The sequence below is a fragment of the Microcystis wesenbergii FACHB-1317 genome (assembly GCF_014696875.1).
Classification (GTDB): domain Bacteria; phylum Cyanobacteriota; class Cyanobacteriia; order Cyanobacteriales; family Microcystaceae; genus Microcystis; species Microcystis wesenbergii_A.
Genome location: NZ_JACJQV010000126.1, coordinates 1 through 16,418 on the forward strand (window position 1 = coordinate 1; position 16,418 = coordinate 16,418).

Sequence of the window (16,418 nt, forward strand, 5' to 3'; positions counted from 1 at the left end):
TGGGACTTAGGCATTTTCGGGCAGCAAAAAAGGCTCAAACCATTACGGGACAAAGGGTTAACCTCGATTTATGATTTTCCTTGATCTATCTGGGTTTCAGCGATTTTGGGCTTCTCGAAGTAAATCCCAAGCAGGGATTGGGGTTGAGGCTTTTCTCGATTTGTTTTTTGTCTAAGTCCCATTAGCTTAACTGAAATCTATGTTAATTGGAATTTTAGCGGTACTTTCGGCGGCGGCGGCGGCGGGGCTACGCACCGCTTTACCGTTGTTGGTTATTGGTTTGCTACGAACTAATCTCTGGCAGGATGTCCCGTTATTATCGCGTCTTCATCCTCAAGTTTTACTGGCGATTTTGGTTAGTTGGTCGTTATTCGAGTTGTTTGGTTCCAAGAGTCTTTTGGGGCAGCGGGTTCTACAGATTATCTCTTTATTTACCAGTCCGCTCGTCGGCGCGTTAATGAGTTTAACCATGGTGAAAATGTTGCAGTTAAATCTGCAACCCCTTTGGTTAATTGCGGGAGTGGGGGGATTACTCGCTTTTGTGATCAAGTTAGTACAAGTGGGCTGGTTTTTTCGTTTGCACGGTTTACCGATTTGGGTGACTTTGTCCGAAGAATTTTTATGTATTATTTTAGTGTTTTTTGCCCTCAGCACCCCAGAAAATGGCGGTTTAATCGCTTTATTGCTACTCTGGCTGGTGATTCGTAGTTCTAACTTGTGGCGCGATTGGTATAGCCAAAAACAGCAGCTGTGACTCCTGACCCGATTAACGTTTGCGTTTGAGTAATTTAGAAATGCGAATGCGTCGATCATACCGCAACCAACGCCAAATTTTAATAACTAATTCCTCCACCCATGAAATAATCGCATCTAATCCCTCTAAAATCCGTTCTAAGGGGTGTTTAACGTAGCCGACGGGGGTTGATTCGGTTTCTAGCCATTCTTCGTTAATTGGTTGAATTATCTCCCTAGCATAGCGAGGATCTAATTGGGTGGCGGGGGGGGATTCTCCAGGAGTAATTTGGGCAGCGGCCGGGGGGATTTTTTGTAAAGATTTATTTTGTTTTTCTTGACTAAAAGCTCTTTTTGTGATAGTAGGCTGGGCTGGAGTAACTAGGGATTGGGAAAGGGAATTAGCGGGGTTAAGGCGGGGTTTTTCGGAGTCTTGGGGAGAAATAGCCAAGATATCGGCGGATTCTAGCCAAGGTTGCTCGCTGACGGCGGAAAATGTCAGGGATTGGCGAGAGGAAAAAAAGTGATCGATCGCCGCTTGGATGAGTTTGCCGATCGTGAAGGGATCCGCTTGGGTTTGTTTTTCTAGCCAATCCTGGAGACGTTGCTTGAAGGTGATCAGCAGAGAATTAGGAAGACTTAGGGGATATTTTGCCGATAAAGCGGGTGAATCAGCACTATATTCTAAATTATTCTTTTCTTTTGCCCAGAAATGCTCGATCGCCGCATAAATTAACCAATAAAGTCGCCAGAGATAGGAGGAATTTTTCTCCAGAGTCGGGGACTGGTTAAGGAGATCGGAAGGGGGGTTAGAGGTGTGGCTAACACTGCTGGGGATTGCGGGGGAGATAGCGAGAAATTTAGCCTCGAAAATTGCTAATTTTTCGTCAATAACTTCTAAAATCGCTTGAGAATTTAAATTAGGCAGTGGTAAGGAGGGTGGTGTCGGGGTTTTGACGAGATGGGATTCCTGGAAGAGATTTATGGCGATCGCGATTTGTCCCTGTTGTTCCCAGCGTAGTAGGTTCCAAAACCAACGTATCGGAGGCAAGACAGGATTTTTATCGGTAAAATTTGGTAATAAAGGCGGATATTGAGGATTTAATCGCTTAATTCTCCGTTTTTCGAGGGCGTAGTTAGCCAGTGCCGTCCTAATTTGTTTTTCTATTTGTCTTTGGGTTTGATTATCGGTGATTTTAACAGTCTGGTGATCGTTAGTGACGAAAACTAAAGCTTGATCCTCTAGATCGGCTGCTATGCCAATAAATGCCGTTTCTTGGTCGGATAAGCTCTGGAGAAATTCTGCAATCGCATCCGTCCCCTCTTTGCCGGGGGGTGATAATTGTTTCTGGAGACTGTTCCCCAATTGATTAGCCGTCACCCGCAGCGATTGTATCAGTAAATAGACGGGATAGATGGCTATTTGCAGGGCAAGAGCGATCGCATTTTGACCGCGACGGGAAACGCGGCCGAGGTTATCTTTCAGACGGATCAAACGACGGTTGATCAGGTTGAACAGTCGGCTTTTATAGGGATCGGCAGCCATGGATTTTGGGCGATAACATCTTCATTTAGACTATCCTATTGTGCAAGGGCGGGATAAAAAAATTTTTTGCTAAAACCCTTGACTCCCAGAAAGATTATTGTTATATTTAAAAAGGTCTGAAATCCACGCCCCCATCGTCTAGTGGCCTAGGACACCTCCCTTTCACGGAGGCGACAGGGATTCGAATTCCCTTGGGGGTATCAAAAAAAGTCAGAGGTGTTAAGCTTCTGACTTTTCGGTTTTTTTCTCCCGTTGATGGCTTTTTGGTAGGGTGACGGTGAAAACTGTTCCTCGATCGATCTGACTTTCAACGCTAATTTGTCCATGATGACTGAGGGTAATCGCTAAAGCGATCGCTAATCCTAATCCTGTTCCCCCGGAAGTGGCGGAATTTTGTCGCGCGGGATCGAGACGATAAAAGCGATCGAAAATATGGGATAAGGCAGCCTCGGGAATACCGATTCCGTTATCTTTGACGCGTACCAGTAACACCGATTGTCGATCGCGTTTACTTTTTTCCAATTCCACTGCCACATTTTTAGGCTCAGATTCGGGCAAAAAAGCGTGTTTTAGGGCATTATAAATTAAATTTGTGAATAAACGAGCCAATTGATCCCAATCTCCCTCCATAGTAAACATTTCATCGCTGTAGGAAAAATCCTCTTGGTCCGGTTCCACGATCGACAAAGAGAGGGAAATTCCCTGCTTATCGGCGATTAAACGCTGTTCTTCCACCACTTCCATCAATAAAGCATCCAAAGGTACAGCTTGCTCGATCGGTTGGACGATGCCACTATCAGAACGGGCTAAAAAAAGCAGATCATTGACTAAATTGCCCAATCTTTCCGTTAAACGCTCGATCACCTGCAAGCGTTGATCGCCAGTTTCGGGATAAGCGATCGCCATTTGCACGTTAGTTTGGATAGTGGCGATCGGATTGCGTAATTCATGGGAAGCATCGGCGGTAAATTGTTTTAAACTCTGATAGGACTCTTTTACCGGTTGAATGGCTAAACCGGACAAAAACCAACCAATCCCAGCGACACTGGCAATCATCAGGCAAATTCCGACGATTAAATCCAATAATAGCTGTCTAATTGGTTTTGTCACCTCAAACCAAGGATGACTTACCCGCAGATATCCCAAAACATAATGATCGATTTCCACCCTTTCGGTTATTTGTCGCAGCAGACGATCATCGGATAAGCGAATAGTTTCCCCCTGACGGTGGGGATGGAGGGGAATATCTAAGGATTCGGCCAGAGTTGACCAAACTAGATTACCTTGGGGATCAAACCATTCCAAATCTATATGATCGTCCTCGACGGATTTACCCTGACTGGGAAAACTTGCCAGGGGATCGACGCGATAGCGTCCTTGGTTCGGGGGAATCGATTCGATCACGAGGGAACGATTTACCACCTCAATGATGTGTTTGAGGGTATCATCAATGCGCTCCACTAGGGTATGGCGCACATAAAAATACATTCCCGTAGCGAGAAAAAGCAGTAGTATGGCAGTGACAACAGTGTACCATAAGGCTAAACGGCGGCGAGTGGCTTGGAACACCGATAATCTATGGATTGGCTAGAGATTTTTAGGGTAATGTATCTTATTTTACAGCTTATTTGAGCGATTTAATGGTGGAGAATAAGTTATTTTTAGCTGTGGGGAAAAACTGACGGTTGCCAAGAATAGCTAGACTTGAAGGCTCATAGTCCTTAAAAATTGCCGCTAACAAAAGTATTTTTAGATACATTCTTCTCAATAATTGTTTGAGTAGAACTACAAAAGCAGCCAAAGTGAATTATATTTAACCCTATGGCAACAAGGCTGACAGGAACGGCTAAAAATATTTTTGAGCTTATTGGAATTAATCACAACTATAAATAATGATGAATTTAAATTATTGGTTAATGAAATCGGAACCCGATGTCTATAGTATCGGGGATTTAAAAAAAGATGGTCAAACTATTTGGGAGGGAGTGCGAAATTATCAAGCGCGCAATTTTCTCCGTCAGATGAAGCGGGGAGATTTGGCCTTTTTTTATCATTCTAATACGACCCCGCCGGGGATTGTCGGCTTGATGCGAGTGGTGCAAACTGATATGATCGATCCCACACAATTCGATCGTGATAGTCCCTACTATGATTCTAAATCCTCTCCAGATTCCCCGCGCTGGTGGACGGTTAAAGTTGAGTTTGATCGCCTTTTTCCCCAACGGCTGCCCCTGGGAATTTTAAAACAAAATTTTACCGCCGATGAATTATTATTAGTAAGGACAGGAAATCGTCTGTCAGTGATGCCTGTCAATCCAGCGATCGCAACACAAATTCTCGCTTTAGTCCCTCGTCAAGGAGTATAAACTGTGAACCAGAAAGATGCTATTAATTTACTTTCCCTGATCGGGGGATTATTGGCCACTATTGTCATTTTAGCGGCCTTTAATGCCTATGTGATTATCACCCCCGGACAAGCGGGGGTTTTAAGTGTGTTAGGAAAGGCTAAGGACGGGGTTTTATTGGAGGGATTGCACTTTAAACCTCCCTTTGTTTCTAGTGTCGATATCTACGATGTTACGGTGCAAAAATTTGAAGTTCCTGCCCAAAGTTCCACTAAAGATTTACAAAATTTATCCGCTAGTTTTGCGATTAATTTTCGTCTCGATCCGACGCAAGTAGTGGCAATTAGAAGAACCCAAGGAACTTTACAAAATATTGTCGCTAAAATTATCGCCCCTCAAACCCAAGAATCCTTTAAAATTGCCGCCGCTAAAAGAACCGTAGAGGAGGCAATTACTCGACGCAGTGAGTTAAAAGAAGACTTTGATAATGCCCTATCGACTCGGTTAGAAAAGTATGGTATTCTAGTTTTAGATACCAGTGTGGTAGATTTGAATTTTTCTCCAGAATTTGCCCGGGCAGTCGAAGATAAACAAATCGCAGAACAACGCGCCCAAAGAGCCGTTTATATCACCCAAGAAGCGGAACAACAGGCCCAAGCAGAAATTAATCGCGCTAAAGGGAAAGCTGAGGCACAAAGACTATTAGCAGAAACTTTAAAAGAACAGGGAGGAGGATTGGTTTTACAGAAAGAAGCGATCGAAGCTTGGCGCGAAGGTGGAGCGCAAATGCCCCGGGTTTTAGTCATGGATGGAGCGGGAAAAAATAGCGTACCATTTTTATTTAATTATAGTGATTCTTTTCTGGAAAATTCCCCCTAAATTCCGGTCTATTTTGCTGACTTATGTTCTCAAGATACAGCCTTTCCCATCAAGAGGAAGTGTAACCTAAATTTGGTATCGACGACCGGCGATCGGCTCCCCAAAACGAAAACTTTGTACCTCACCATTAAGATAACTTTTATCAGTTTTGTTGAGAAATGTGTAGAGTTGGAGCCGACCCTTGACTGAAACCCAAGCTCTCGTGATAACTTGTAGAGGAGTTATCGACAAGACACCATCAGCTAGACAACCCTTCCAGTTTCTCTATGTTTCATCCTCACCAATCGGAAACCCGTGAAGATATCCGCGAGTATGTAGCTCAACTACAACTTCACATGGCTTTACAAGCTCGTAATCTCGTTCCCAGTCTGACTAATACTAGAGATAGTCGCGAGAAACTGCTGCAGGATACCCAAGCAACCATCGAAAAAATCGTTTCCCGTCATTTCTAGTTGACCGATTTTACGGTGTTGTCAGATCAGAATAAGAAAGATGCCATGCAATCCTTGCTATCAAAGTAATTTCAGTTCCCATTTGACAACGCCCATTGTAGGGCTAATTCCGGAATTAGCCCTACACCTATGACCTAGCTATATTCCACTGCATATGTAGCCTATACTCAACGGATGGCCGTATTATACGTCTCTACCAATCACAGCAGCTGCAATGTAGGGGTGCAAAGTGGTCAGTGAGTTGATCGAACTGCTTGCGACCATAATGTGACATTGTGAACATTTTTCAGCCAAGAGCCAAGAGGCTCTTTTTTTTTCTGATATTGAGGGAATAAACCTGACTCTCTTACCATAAAAACGCTAAAAAAACTGTATTAAAAGTTGCAGAAATTGGCAAAAAAAAAATAAGATGTGCAAAGAAGTTTTACATCTGTTTAACTAAAGTTAACTTAACTTTACAAAAGGAAATTGGCCAATGAAAGTCGCTATCGTACCGATTGTTTTATCCACTGCCAGTTTAGGGTTAATGTTAGGTGTGGCACAAAACGCCCAAGCCGCCCTGATCCCTAACATCACTGCCTCAACCAATATGGGGAACTCTTTGTTGTTTCCTAATGGGACTTAGACAAAAAACAAATCGAGAAAAGCCTCAACCCCAATCCCTGCTTGGGATTTACTTCGAGAAGCCCAAAATCGCTGAAACCCAGATAGATCAAGGAAAATCATAAATCGAGGTTAACCCTTTGTCCCGTAATGGTTTGAGCCTTTTTTGCTGCCCGAAAATGCCTAAGTCCCACTAATATAGTCGATACCGTCAATGGGGACGGGCTGCCAGGTAACAACCCAAGTCTGACGGGCAATCATGCTTTTCCGGCAGGGGGTAATGCTTGGATTTCAGCTTTAGGCAGTTCCACTGGCAATATCACTTTTAATCTCGGTCGTGCCTATAGTCTCGATGGTTTTAGCTTCTGGAACCTTAGTAGTAATCTTTTTCGCAATCAGGGGATTAATGGCGTAACCGTTCAATCCTCCACCAATGGCACGACTTGGACTACCATACCAGGTGCCCCTACTTCCTTCAATATTGGAAGTGCAGGTCTTTTGGCTACTCAGCCTCCACAAGTGGTCAGTTTTAGCCCAGTTACTGCGTCTTTTGTCCGGTTTGTTGTTCTAAGTAACCGTCAATCCAGCCTCATTCCAGGTTTTCTTCGTAGTACTGGCTTCTCTGAGGTTCAATTTAGCGGAACTCCCATTCCCGAACCTTCTTCCTTGCTTGCCCTGTTAGCCGTTGGTTTAGCGGGTGTTGGTTTAAGAAAAAGAATGTAATCTTTAGATGGTAGGTTGGTTATACCATTTTTCTTTATTCGTGTCCCTCATCCCCTTGCCCCTCTCCCTTTCTGAGATACGGATTGGGGGTGAGGGCAATTAACCATCTCTGCCATTACTTTAGAAAAATGGTATTAATTACCCTTGGCCCTCCTCTCCCCACTCCCCACACTTCTTAAACAGGATTTAGTCTAGGATACCTGCTAGGAATAAAGAAAAATGATATTACTTTCGATCGCCCACTGAGTCAATTCCGTGCGATTATGAAGACCAGTTTTATGGAGCATATTCGACACATGACTTTCGATTGTCCGTTGACTAACATTGAGTTTTGCGGCGATTTCCCGATTAGCCAGTCCTTGGGCGACCAATTGTACTACTTTTAACTCCGTTGGGGTTAATTCCACATTACCTGGAACCTGAAGAGGGGTGACATCTGGGGAATGGCCGCGGGTGCTGCGTTTCGGCAACCGGCCCGCTTGTGTGAGGGAAGACTCCACCAGGGCCACTAATTCTTCCGGTTCAAAGGGTTTAACCATATAAAAATCGGCCCCGGCGGTTAAACCTGTCACCTTGTCCTGACTTTGATCCTTAGGGGAGAGAAAGATCACGGGAAGGCCACTAAAACGACTGTCCCGACGAATTTTTTCGAGGAAGGCATAACCATCCATTTCCGGCATGATCAGATCACAGATAATCATATCGGGCATTTCCGCTGCTTTGGCCGCATTTGCCCCGCGTTCGAGGATTTCTAGGGCTTCCCGACCGTTTTCTGCGGTTGTCACCCTATAACCACGAAACTCTAGATAATCCTTCACCAAAAGTATTAAATTTGGGTCATCGTCGATTAATAAAAGTTGTTTGTTGTCTTTGTTGGTCTCTTTCATCGCTATTTTCCGGGCTGCAGGGTTGGGGGAATGGAGACGGACAAAGGATCGACAGGCACTCATGCAACAGGTAGTTAGATATGTGTAGTTAATTAGGGTTTGCTGAATAAATGTGAAATGTAGGTAAGGTAAGGGTTTTGTGGCTTTTCTGGCGAAACAGGTGCAAGATTTTGAGAGAATCGTGCTTCCAAACCTTGCGTCTTCATCGGCCCGCGTCCTGTAGGGGCGAAGCATTCGGGCAATAACCTATCGGTGAAACCGGAGATTTTCTATCCGAATGCTTCGCCCGTACTTTTTCAGCAGACCCTAATTAAACCTCTTGCATAATTAATAATTTTTCAGGGTTCAAAAACGGCAAAAATAATGATTAAATTGCATAAAATCTGTAAATAGACCATTTAATTGATTATTATTCATTCTTAATTCTCCTGACTACTGACTACTGGCTACTGACTCCTCACCCTAACAACAATTTTTGATTTTTACAAGAGGTTTATTGTGTTTCAGCTAGTTTTAACGCTGTTTTCCTCTATTGTTTCGGGTTCTCCTCCTGTACAGTTCAGAGAAATTACCGGTAAATCGTGGCGAAGGAAAGCATATTCGGTGACGATTTGATTACCGATTAGGTGTGCTTGGATAATTCTTTCGATCGCTTCCTTGTTTACCCTTCCATACCAGACCCCTTCCGGGTACACTAATAAAATCGGGCCTTGGCTACAAACCCGCAAACAATTGGCTTTAGTGCGAAAAACACAGCCCGGACGGTCGGCACTGGGGCGATCGAGTTCTAATTCACTTAACCGCTTCTTTAAATAATCCCACACTTCTAACCCTTCTTCCTTGTCACAGCATTTTGGCTTAGTCTGATCGCAGCAGAGAAATAGATGACGCTGGATCTGGGCCAGTCCCAACTTAGCCACACTTTCCCCCAAGATATCTCTGGTGTCCGCTTCTTCCATAAATTTTTTTTATCAACTAAACTCTTGACATTGAACAGAAAATGTGCATAGCCGACTAAACTTTCGGTTTAAGGATGTAACGATAGATAAGATAAAAGATAGCAGCGAGGATTAAAGCACTTAAAACTGCGCTGACTAGCCGTAAAATCGCCGTTAAAATCGAAAGAGCCACAAAAACCCCCGCCACTGCCACCACTACCTGTGCTGGTGTGGACAGGCTGCTGTACCAAGTTTTCACTTTTTCGAGGGTGGTAGCGAAACTAACCCGGGTATCAACGGGGGAAAAATCGTCGGTTTCGATTTCCACTTCCACTTCTTCTGGGGTATATTTAGTATCGAACGGTTCGGGAGACTTCATAAACACTCAAGCTACTTAACACTTCATCCCTATTCTATCGATGATTGGGGTTGACAGGGGTTGAGACAGAATTAATGTAACAATGAGTTTATCCATAGCTAAATGACCGGAATCTATGAGCCTATCGACTGCCACCGTTACCGCCATCAATTATCCTGATGCTACCATCACTAGGGCCCAACGGGCCCTCTGTTGTTCTCCTTTCCGTGTCACCCTATTCGCCGCTATGCTGGAGCAAAGTGTATCACTTTTAAGCATCCCTGGTGCTGGGGGTTTAGAGAAAGGTTATACTTCCAGACTGCTGACGGAAGCAGCAGTGGAAAGCTATCTTCTCTGGTTGATTAAAGTGGGAATTTTGCGGCGCGAAGTAGATGGACAGGGGATAACCGATAGTTTTCGTCTCACTCCTTTGGGGAGGAAATTAATAGAAAAATGGCAACCCCAAGGGGACTTTTTCCCTACACCCACTTTCTGGCAAAGATTTTTAAATACTCTGCAACGTTGGTTTTCTTTTTAATGCTGTTGGGAGTCAGTTATCAGTGATCAGTGATCAGTTATCAGTTATCAGTTATCAGTTATCAGTTATCAGTTATCAGTTATCAGTTATCAGTTATCAGTGATCAGTTATCAGTTATCAGTTATCAGTTATCAGATGTGAGTTTTCAGTTATTAGCCTCTTGCATGAGTGTCTGTCCTTATAAGTAGCATATACTCAACGGATTTAGTATCAACTGATTACTGTTTACCGATTACTGTTCACTGAAAATACTCAATAAAAAAACTAGATGAAAGCAATTATGGTAGTGGGGACGACTTCCCACGCGGGTAAATCTTTTTTAACTGCCGCTTTATGTCGTTTATTCAACCGGAAAGGCTGGCAAGTAACACCCTTTAAAGGTCAGAATATGGCCCTTAATGCCTATGTTACCGCAGGAGGGGGAGAAATGGGTCACGCCCAGGCGGTGCAAGCATGGGCTGCGGGGACAGTTCCCCGGGTAGAAATGAACCCAATTTTATTAAAACCCCAGGGAAATATGACCTCTCAGGTGATTATTAAAGGCAAGGCTGTGGGTATCACCACGGCAGTGGATTATTATCAGAATTATTTTGAGCAAGGTTGGCAAGCAATTAAAGAATCTTTAGCTAAATTATCAACAGAATTTGATCTAGTTGTCTGTGAAGGTGCGGGAAGTCCGGCGGAAATAAATCTCAAACATCGGGATTTAACTAATATGCGGGTGGCTAAATATCTCGATGCCGCTACTATTTTAGTGGTGGATATTGATCGCGGGGGGGCTTTTGCTCACGTCGTCGGTACGTTAGAATTATTAGAACCGGAGGAAAGAGCTTTAATTAAAGGTATTGTGATCAATAAATTTCGCGGACAAAAATCTCTCTTAGATTCGGGGATTACTTGGCTAGAAGATTATACAAAAATTCCCGTGTTGGGAGTTCTTCCCTATAGTGATATCTTTTTAAGTGCCGAGGATTCTCTCAGTTTACTTGATCGCCCCGCCCAAAAACCTAAAGCTGAACTAAATATCAGTGTCATTCGTCTGCCTCATATCGCTAATTTTACTGATTTTGACCCTCTCTGTGGTGAAGCAACGGTTAATGTCCGTTATCTAGAATTACAGGAATCTTTAGGTGATCCCGATGGGGTAATTATCCCCGGTTCTAAAACTACTGTCGCTGATTTAATCGCTCTTAATCAAAGTGGTATGGCTAATCAATTACAAGCCTATCACCAAAGGGGAGGTATTATCTTTGGCATCTGTGGTGGTTTGCAAATGTTAGGGCGATTAATCCTGGATCCTGACCATCGAGAAGGTCCCGAAAGTGAAGCAGCTGGCTTAAATTTACTGCCCTTAAAAACGGTAATTACTGCCGAAAAAATTACCCGTCAACGACAAGTTTTATCTAATTTTCCCGAAGGGGGTTTACCAGTAACAGGATACGAAATTCACCAAGGAATAAGCGCATGGGAAAGTGAATCAGGTTATCAAAAAATGTTCGAGGAGGATGCTAGTCTAGGAATTGTCAATGATTCTCTGTCAATTTGGGGCTGTTATTTACATGGTATCTTTGATAATGGTTCTTGGCGAAGAACTTGGCTAAATCATCTACGTCAGCGTCGCGGTTTATTATCTTTGCCTACGGGAATTGCTAACTATAGTGAACAAAGAGAAATAACCCTAGATGCTATGGCTAATTTACTGGAAGAACATTTAAATCTTAACCCTATTTTTGCTCATTTGTAAGGAGAAATTATGACTATTGCAGTGCGTTTTTTACCCGATGATATTATCATGGAAGCGGAAACCGGAGAACTATTATTAGATGTGGCAAAAAAAGCAGGAATTGACATTCCTACCGGCTGTTTAATGGGTTCCTGTCACGCTTGCGAGGTAGAATTAGATGATGGTACTCAAATCTGTAGTTGTATTACTGGTATCCCCGGCGATCGAGATTCTTTAACTGTTCATTTATACTCCGATCCGCTCTGGTAGGTTGCTCCCTTAGATCTAGTCAAACTTGGGAATAATCCAAGCTGCTATAATAGCCAATAAAACAACAATTTCTAAGACTTTATATAAGTTAAGAGATTGTAGCCACTGAAAAGTATTAGCTAGACGCAAACTTAACCCCCATTGACGTAATTGAGATAACCATAATTTCGGGCTATCTTGTTCACGAAAACCCCATTTAAGGATAGACAATAACAGGGGAACTCCCCCCACTTTAGCAGTCATGAGCAGGTGCAGCACCAGACATACTGCCATAATTAACCAACTGAGCAAATGGGCATAATACCAAAAGTGATTTAATTCCCCTTCTGGTAGCCATTTGGAATCCATCATCCGGCCACTATACAAAGCAAAAGTTAGGGCAAAAAGAGTCAAAGTATTGACTAAACGATGGAGACTATACCACCAAATCGGCTTACCAAATTGGGTTAATTTGTTAAGAGAATCACTTTGAATTAATCTTTTGTTGCCGCGACGAAAAGCATAGATAGCAAAAACGGGAAAGATAATCAGAGTATAGAGGCCAAAAGTACCATGAATACTTTCAATTTCTTGATATTCTGGTAAAGGCAGTTTTAACCAACGACCGTCAAAAGTATCATAGGTCCAATAGGCCGTAACCATGGCGGCAATGAGGGCAATTCCCGTGAATCCGTGCAGAATTCGCAGTAAAAGAGGTTGATAGGGTTGATTAGTTTTCATCGACTCGATCGATACAATAGGGTATGTAAACTTGCCCAGATACTATGTTAACTAATCCTTGGCTCGTCGCTGTTCTTCTCAATACCATCCTCCTCGGAATCGCTACAATTGCCCCAAAAAAGCTCTTAACTCGGATGGGTTATCTCCATGCTTGGGTTTTAGGGGTAATTGTCTGGGGAAGCTTGGGATGGCGCGGTTATCTAATTGTTTTATTCTATTTCCTCGTCGGTTCTACTGTCACCCGCATCGGTTTAGCTCGCAAGGAAGCGGAGGGAATCGCCGAAAAAAGATCGGGGGTACGCGGTCCAGAAAATGTCTGGGGTTCCGCTTTAGCAGGGGCAATTTGCGCTATTCTCAGTCTTTTTGCCGCTTCTCCCTGGGATTACCTCTTAATACTCGCTTATGTGGCTAGTTTTAGCACTAAATTAGCCGATACTACTGCCAGCGAGGTGGGTAAAGCTTACGGTAAAACTACTTATCTAATCACTAATTTTAAATCCGTCCCCCGGGGAACAGAAGGTGCTGTTAGTTTGGAAGGAACGCTCGCCGGTTTGCTGGCAGCCACGGCGATTTCCCTGTTAGCATGGGCTATTGGTGCGATCGATCTTCTTGGTGTGTTATGGTGTGTAATTGCGGCATTTATCGCCACCAATATGGAAAGTCTCATCGGAGCTACCCTACAAACTCGCTTTCTGTGGTTAACTAATGAATTGGTCAATGTGATCAATACGGTTATCGGTGCGATCGTGGCTATACTGTTAAGCTTGCTCTGGTCTTTCAGCTAAAATTAAGTGACTAAAGAAATATCTATGCTAAAGTGGCGTTTTTGTGCATTTTCCCTGCTGTTACTGCTAATTACTGCCTGTGGGACGGAAAATCAATCTAATTCTAGTTCTAACACCGCAAGTAGTCCCGATGCTGGCCGCTTGCAAACGGTGAAAAATCGCGGTAAGTTAATTTGTGGCATTAACGGAGAAGTGTCGGGGTTCAGCTTTGTTAATGAAAAAGGCGAATATTCGGGCTTAGATGTGCAAATTTGCCGAGCTATTGCGGCGGCTATCTTTGATGATCCCTCCAAAGTCGAATATCGTAAACTTAGCCCCCAAGAGAGATTTACTGCCGTACAGACGGGAGAAGTGGATATCCTCAGTCGCAACACCACCTGGACGATTAACCGGGATACCGCTCTGGGGATGGAGTTTATCACCCCGGTTTTCTATGATGGTCAAGGAATCATGGCCACGAAAGCCAGTAATGTTAAGAAATTAGAAGATTTGAGCGGAAAGTCCATTTGTGTGCTATCGGGAACCACCACAGAACAAAATCTGGCCGATGCCATGGCAAAAGCGGGAGTTCAAGGTTATAAACCGATCGTTTCCGATGATGTGGAGGCTTTATATACAGCTTATCAGGCGGGGCGTTGTCAGGCTGTCACTTCCGATCGCTCCCAATTGGTGGCCCGGCGCTCGGTTTTTCCCCGACCACAGGATCATCAATTATTAGAAGTGGTAATATCTAAGGAACCCTTGGCCCCAGCCGTGGCCGATGGTGATCCCGCTTGGTCGAATGCCGTCCGCTCGATCGTTTTTAGTTTAATTCAAGGGGAAGAATTTGGGATTAACTCCCAAAATATTGGCACTTTTGCCGATAGCAAAGACCCCAGTATTCGGCGCTTTTTGGGTATTGATGAGAAGTTAGGTGAAGATATGGGTTTACCCAATGATTTTGCCCAAAGAGTCTTAAAACAGGTGGGTAATTACGGTGAAATCTATGATCGGGAAATCGGTAAACCCCTACAACTCGATCGAGGTTTAAATAATCTTTGGACAAAGGGGGGTTTATTGTATTCTCCTCCTTTTCGTTAATTTTAAGATTGTGTTTCCTGACGGGGAATATAGACCCCTATGGCTGCTGGAATAACCCGAAATATGGCGGGAGTAGTGCTAGTAATTTCGCCATCGGTGTTGATACTATGGGGTTTACGAGTCTGAATTTGAATTTCTTTCCCCTTAAGAGTTCTCACCCAAGATAATAAACCCTGTTGTCCTCGCGGTAATGTCCATAAAAGCGGGAAAATTTGCCACCAGTGTTCAATTTCTAGGCTATATAAATCTAACCTTTGATCGTCAATTTGGGCATCGTGAGCGATCGGCATTCCTCCCCCATAATAACGACCATTTCCGATCGCTATTTGTAGGGTTTTAACTTTAATATTTTGGCCATCAACACGGATCATAGCGGTAAAAGGACGGGTTTTACTTAATACCTGTAGGGCTGTCCAAGCGTAGGCAAAAATCCCCAAACGTCGCTTTAAACCCTTGCTCAGTTTTTGGGTAATTTTCACACTTAATCCTAAACTAGCCACGTTGAAAAAGTATTTATTATTTACCCAACCTAGATCGATATATTTTAAATTACCTTCGGCAATAATTCGACAGGCTTCGGCAATAGAATTCGGTATCCCTAAAGTCCGGGCTAAATCATTAGCTGTTCCCAAAGGTATAATACCTAGGGGCAGTTGAGTTTCTAACAACACATCCACCACAGCATTAAGAGTCCCATCGCCGCCACCGACGATAACTAAATCAATATTAGAGCGATATTTTTCCAACAAAAAAGGTATATCTTCTACCTTTTTCAAAGGGACGCTGATAATTTCAAAATCCCAATCATTGAGCAGATCAACAGTTTGAGCAAAGTTTTCTTTACCCTTGCGCGAGTGACGATTGATTAGTAGTAAAGCTCTTTTAGTCATAGGTAAGTTTCTCAGCAGTGCAAGGATAAAGGTTAAGCTGCCTGGGAATTTAAGTGCGCGGACTGCTTATAGCTCTAACCTGTTTAACCTCTAACTCTAACGCGGATGCGACTTGCTCAACACTTAACCCTAAGGCTAACAAACGAGGAACAGCCTCTAGTGCTTTGTTTAGTCTGCCTTCCTGACGCGCTTCCTCGCGCACATCTTGAAAATACTGAGTTTGTTTTAATTCATCTAAACTAAACATAGTTTCTATCTCCCGACGATTGAGAAGCGGTAACTTATAAACGAGAATCGTCTCTATTAATTGTAAGAGTTCTTGGGGTTTTTGGTCGGGGGTTAATTCTTCCCGCACTCTTTGGATTAATTTTCGGGTACTATCAAGCGCTTTTGCTTTAGATAGGGTGATTAATTGCACTGTGGCTAAACCAATCGAAGTTTGAGGAGTGTTTTCTAATTCATTCAGATAAATCCGTCTCACTCGCTCGCAGTGGAGGAGTTCCCGATAGCGTTGAACTTTATCGGTTTCTACTTGAGGGTTAGGATAGACAATCACACCCCGCCAATCATTGGTTAAGTCGGTTTTACTGAGATATAAGAAGATTTCGGTGAAAAAGCGCTGATAAAAAGCCTCATCTTCTTGAAATTGTACCTCATACTAAATCCGTTGAGTAACGCACAGAAAACGGGTTTCTCCGAGAAACAGAAAACGGGTTTCTCCGAGAAACCCGTTTTCTACTCATGCCTTGGCTTCGGTGATGGGGAGTTGAATTAACTCAAAGAAGATAGAGGAGAATGATTGAAAGAGTTGATAAAAAATCGTGTCAGTTTTCATGCTTTTATTTTATAGCAGTACGCGCTAAGATTAGGACGTTTTGCTCCCCCCTAACCCCTAAAATTTAGAAAATTGGTGTGAGGAAGGTTTAAACGCCTTCCTTTTTGGCTAGGG

The 16,418-nt window shown here is 43.4% G+C and carries 19 protein-coding genes, 1 tRNA gene and 1 pseudogene; 12 read left to right on the forward strand and 9 right to left on the reverse strand.

Annotated elements, in window-relative coordinates; translation table 11 throughout:
* The first annotated feature begins 199 nt into the window (after positions 1–199).
* Complete coding sequence (locus H6F92_RS10530; protein ID WP_190357795.1) at positions 200–754, forward strand: DUF4126 domain-containing protein; 555 nt, start codon at positions 200–202, stop codon at positions 752–754.
* Positions 755–766: 12 nt separating this feature from the next.
* Here the strand turns inward: H6F92_RS10530 and H6F92_RS10535 are convergent, their stop codons facing one another.
* Positions 767–2,278 carry a hypothetical protein gene (locus H6F92_RS10535; RefSeq protein WP_190357796.1) on the reverse strand — a complete coding sequence of 504 codons (1,512 nt, stop codon included), beginning with the start codon at positions 2,276–2,278 and terminating at the stop codon, positions 767–769.
* Positions 2,279–2,405: 127 nt separating this feature from the next.
* Here H6F92_RS10535 and H6F92_RS10540 point away from each other — a divergent pair.
* Positions 2,406–2,478, forward strand: a tRNA-Glu gene (locus H6F92_RS10540).
* 19 nt (positions 2,479–2,497) lie between these two features.
* Here H6F92_RS10540 and H6F92_RS10545 read toward each other — a convergent pair.
* Both H6F92_RS10545 and H6F92_RS25525 read right to left on the reverse strand, forming a co-directional pair.
* A complete protein-coding gene (locus H6F92_RS10545) occupies positions 2,498–3,847 on the reverse strand; it encodes a sensor histidine kinase (RefSeq protein WP_190357797.1) in 1,350 nt (449 codons plus the stop codon).
* Between the two features lie 55 nt (positions 3,848–3,902).
* The gene (locus tag H6F92_RS25525; RefSeq protein WP_206755591.1) at positions 3,903–4,079 is read right to left on the reverse strand and encodes a hypothetical protein; all 177 of its coding nucleotides are present in this window, start codon (positions 4,077–4,079) and stop codon (positions 3,903–3,905) included.
* Positions 4,080–4,170: 91 nt separating this feature from the next.
* On the opposite strand from H6F92_RS25525, the gene H6F92_RS10550 reads away from it, so the two are divergent.
* The 5 genes from H6F92_RS10550 to H6F92_RS10570 all read left to right on the forward strand — a co-directional run bounded on the left by H6F92_RS10550 (position 4,171) and on the right by H6F92_RS10570 (position 7,280).
* Positions 4,171–4,644, forward strand: a complete 474-nt coding sequence (locus tag H6F92_RS10550) for an EVE domain-containing protein (RefSeq protein WP_190357798.1) — start codon at positions 4,171–4,173, stop codon at positions 4,642–4,644.
* Positions 4,645–4,647: 3 nt separating this feature from the next.
* Complete coding sequence (locus H6F92_RS10555) at positions 4,648–5,502, forward strand: prohibitin family protein (RefSeq protein ID WP_190357799.1); 855 nt, start codon at positions 4,648–4,650, stop codon at positions 5,500–5,502.
* A 266-nt stretch (positions 5,503–5,768) separates the two neighbouring features.
* Positions 5,769–5,954, forward strand: coding sequence for a hypothetical protein (locus H6F92_RS10560; protein ID WP_045360613.1), 186 nt, complete (start codon positions 5,769–5,771; stop codon positions 5,952–5,954).
* A 475-nt stretch (positions 5,955–6,429) separates the two neighbouring features.
* A complete protein-coding gene (locus H6F92_RS10565; RefSeq protein ID WP_322874212.1) occupies positions 6,430–6,579 on the forward strand; it encodes a hypothetical protein in 150 nt (49 codons plus the stop codon).
* Between the two features lie 296 nt (positions 6,580–6,875).
* Positions 6,876–7,280: a discoidin domain-containing protein gene (locus H6F92_RS10570; RefSeq protein ID WP_265795895.1), complete on the forward strand. Its 405-nt coding sequence runs from the start codon at positions 6,876–6,878 to the stop codon at positions 7,278–7,280.
* A 203-nt stretch (positions 7,281–7,483) separates the two neighbouring features.
* On the opposite strand, the gene H6F92_RS10575 is transcribed toward H6F92_RS10570, so the two are convergent.
* From H6F92_RS10575 to H6F92_RS10585, 3 genes are all read right to left on the reverse strand, one after another.
* Positions 7,484–8,167, reverse strand: a complete 684-nt coding sequence (locus H6F92_RS10575; protein WP_190357800.1) for a response regulator transcription factor — start codon at positions 8,165–8,167, stop codon at positions 7,484–7,486.
* Positions 8,168–8,670: 503 nt separating this feature from the next.
* Complete coding sequence (locus H6F92_RS10580) at positions 8,671–9,126, reverse strand: (2Fe-2S) ferredoxin domain-containing protein (protein WP_190357801.1); 456 nt, start codon at positions 9,124–9,126, stop codon at positions 8,671–8,673.
* A gap of 55 nt (positions 9,127–9,181) precedes the next feature.
* Positions 9,182–9,484 carry a hypothetical protein gene (locus H6F92_RS10585; RefSeq protein ID WP_190357802.1) on the reverse strand — a complete coding sequence of 101 codons (303 nt, stop codon included), beginning with the start codon at positions 9,482–9,484 and terminating at the stop codon, positions 9,182–9,184.
* Between the two features lie 115 nt (positions 9,485–9,599).
* On the opposite strand from H6F92_RS10585, the gene H6F92_RS10590 reads away from it, so the two are divergent.
* The 3 genes from H6F92_RS10590 (at position 9,600) to H6F92_RS10600 (ending at position 11,994) form a co-directional block, all read left to right on the forward strand.
* Complete coding sequence (locus H6F92_RS10590) at positions 9,600–10,001, forward strand: Npun_F0494 family protein (protein ID WP_190357803.1); 402 nt, start codon at positions 9,600–9,602, stop codon at positions 9,999–10,001.
* A gap of 268 nt (positions 10,002–10,269) precedes the next feature.
* Entirely contained in the window at positions 10,270–11,745 is a 1,476-nt protein-coding gene (gene cobQ / locus H6F92_RS10595; protein WP_190357804.1) for a cobyric acid synthase CobQ, read from the forward strand.
* A gap of 9 nt (positions 11,746–11,754) precedes the next feature.
* The gene (locus tag H6F92_RS10600; protein ID WP_190357805.1) at positions 11,755–11,994 is read left to right on the forward strand and encodes a 2Fe-2S iron-sulfur cluster-binding protein; all 240 of its coding nucleotides are present in this window, start codon (positions 11,755–11,757) and stop codon (positions 11,992–11,994) included.
* A 15-nt stretch (positions 11,995–12,009) separates the two neighbouring features.
* On the opposite strand, the gene H6F92_RS10605 is transcribed toward H6F92_RS10600, so the two are convergent.
* A complete protein-coding gene (locus H6F92_RS10605; protein WP_190357806.1) occupies positions 12,010–12,714 on the reverse strand; it encodes a cytochrome b/b6 domain-containing protein in 705 nt (234 codons plus the stop codon).
* Between the two features lie 44 nt (positions 12,715–12,758).
* Here H6F92_RS10605 and H6F92_RS10610 point away from each other — a divergent pair, with 44 nt between their 5' ends.
* Together H6F92_RS10610 and H6F92_RS10615 are read left to right on the forward strand one after the other, a co-directional pair.
* The gene (locus H6F92_RS10610; protein ID WP_190357807.1) at positions 12,759–13,499 is read left to right on the forward strand and encodes a TIGR00297 family protein; all 741 of its coding nucleotides are present in this window, start codon (positions 12,759–12,761) and stop codon (positions 13,497–13,499) included.
* 24 nt (positions 13,500–13,523) lie between these two features.
* Positions 13,524–14,579 (forward strand): amino acid ABC transporter substrate-binding protein, encoded by a 1,056-nt coding sequence (locus H6F92_RS10615; RefSeq protein WP_190357832.1) that lies wholly within the window; start codon positions 13,524–13,526, stop codon positions 14,577–14,579.
* Between the two features lie 2 nt (positions 14,580–14,581).
* On the opposite strand, the gene H6F92_RS10620 is transcribed toward H6F92_RS10615, so the two are convergent.
* Both H6F92_RS10620 and H6F92_RS10625 read right to left on the reverse strand, forming a co-directional pair.
* Positions 14,582–15,469, reverse strand: a complete 888-nt coding sequence (locus tag H6F92_RS10620; protein WP_190357808.1) for a lipid kinase — start codon at positions 15,467–15,469, stop codon at positions 14,582–14,584.
* Between the two features lie 49 nt (positions 15,470–15,518).
* Positions 15,519–16,304: pseudogene (locus H6F92_RS10625) on the reverse strand (Rpn family recombination-promoting nuclease/putative transposase); the annotation flags it as partial.
* Positions 16,305–16,418 lie beyond the last annotated feature (114 nt).

What these genes read in the sequence shown, in the direction of transcription:
- H6F92_RS10530 (WP_190357795.1), top strand. Translation starts at nt 200, where the DNA reads ATGTTAATTGGAATTTTAGCGGTACTTTCGGCGGCGGCGGCGGCGGGG.
- H6F92_RS10535 (WP_190357796.1), bottom strand. Translation starts at nt 2,278, where the DNA reads ATGGCTGCCGATCCCTATAAAAGCCGACTGTTCAACCTGATCAACCGT.
- H6F92_RS10550 (WP_190357798.1), top strand. Translation starts at nt 4,171, where the DNA reads ATGATGAATTTAAATTATTGGTTAATGAAATCGGAACCCGATGTCTAT.
- H6F92_RS10560 (WP_045360613.1), top strand. Translation starts at nt 5,769, where the DNA reads ATGTTTCATCCTCACCAATCGGAAACCCGTGAAGATATCCGCGAGTAT.
- H6F92_RS10565 (WP_322874212.1), top strand. Translation starts at nt 6,430, where the DNA reads ATGAAAGTCGCTATCGTACCGATTGTTTTATCCACTGCCAGTTTAGGG.
- H6F92_RS10575 (WP_190357800.1), bottom strand. Translation starts at nt 8,167, where the DNA reads ATGAAAGAGACCAACAAAGACAACAAACAACTTTTATTAATCGACGAT.
- H6F92_RS10580 (WP_190357801.1), bottom strand. Translation starts at nt 9,126, where the DNA reads ATGGAAGAAGCGGACACCAGAGATATCTTGGGGGAAAGTGTGGCTAAG.
- H6F92_RS10585 (WP_190357802.1), bottom strand. Translation starts at nt 9,484, where the DNA reads ATGAAGTCTCCCGAACCGTTCGATACTAAATATACCCCAGAAGAAGTG.
- H6F92_RS10590 (WP_190357803.1), top strand. Translation starts at nt 9,600, where the DNA reads ATGAGCCTATCGACTGCCACCGTTACCGCCATCAATTATCCTGATGCT.
- cobQ (WP_190357804.1), top strand. Translation starts at nt 10,270, where the DNA reads ATGAAAGCAATTATGGTAGTGGGGACGACTTCCCACGCGGGTAAATCT.
- H6F92_RS10600 (WP_190357805.1), top strand. Translation starts at nt 11,755, where the DNA reads ATGACTATTGCAGTGCGTTTTTTACCCGATGATATTATCATGGAAGCG.
- H6F92_RS10605 (WP_190357806.1), bottom strand. Translation starts at nt 12,714, where the DNA reads ATGAAAACTAATCAACCCTATCAACCTCTTTTACTGCGAATTCTGCAC.
- H6F92_RS10610 (WP_190357807.1), top strand. Translation starts at nt 12,759, where the DNA reads ATGTTAACTAATCCTTGGCTCGTCGCTGTTCTTCTCAATACCATCCTC.
- H6F92_RS10615 (WP_190357832.1), top strand. Translation starts at nt 13,524, where the DNA reads ATGCTAAAGTGGCGTTTTTGTGCATTTTCCCTGCTGTTACTGCTAATT.
- H6F92_RS10620 (WP_190357808.1), bottom strand. Translation starts at nt 15,469, where the DNA reads ATGACTAAAAGAGCTTTACTACTAATCAATCGTCACTCGCGCAAGGGT.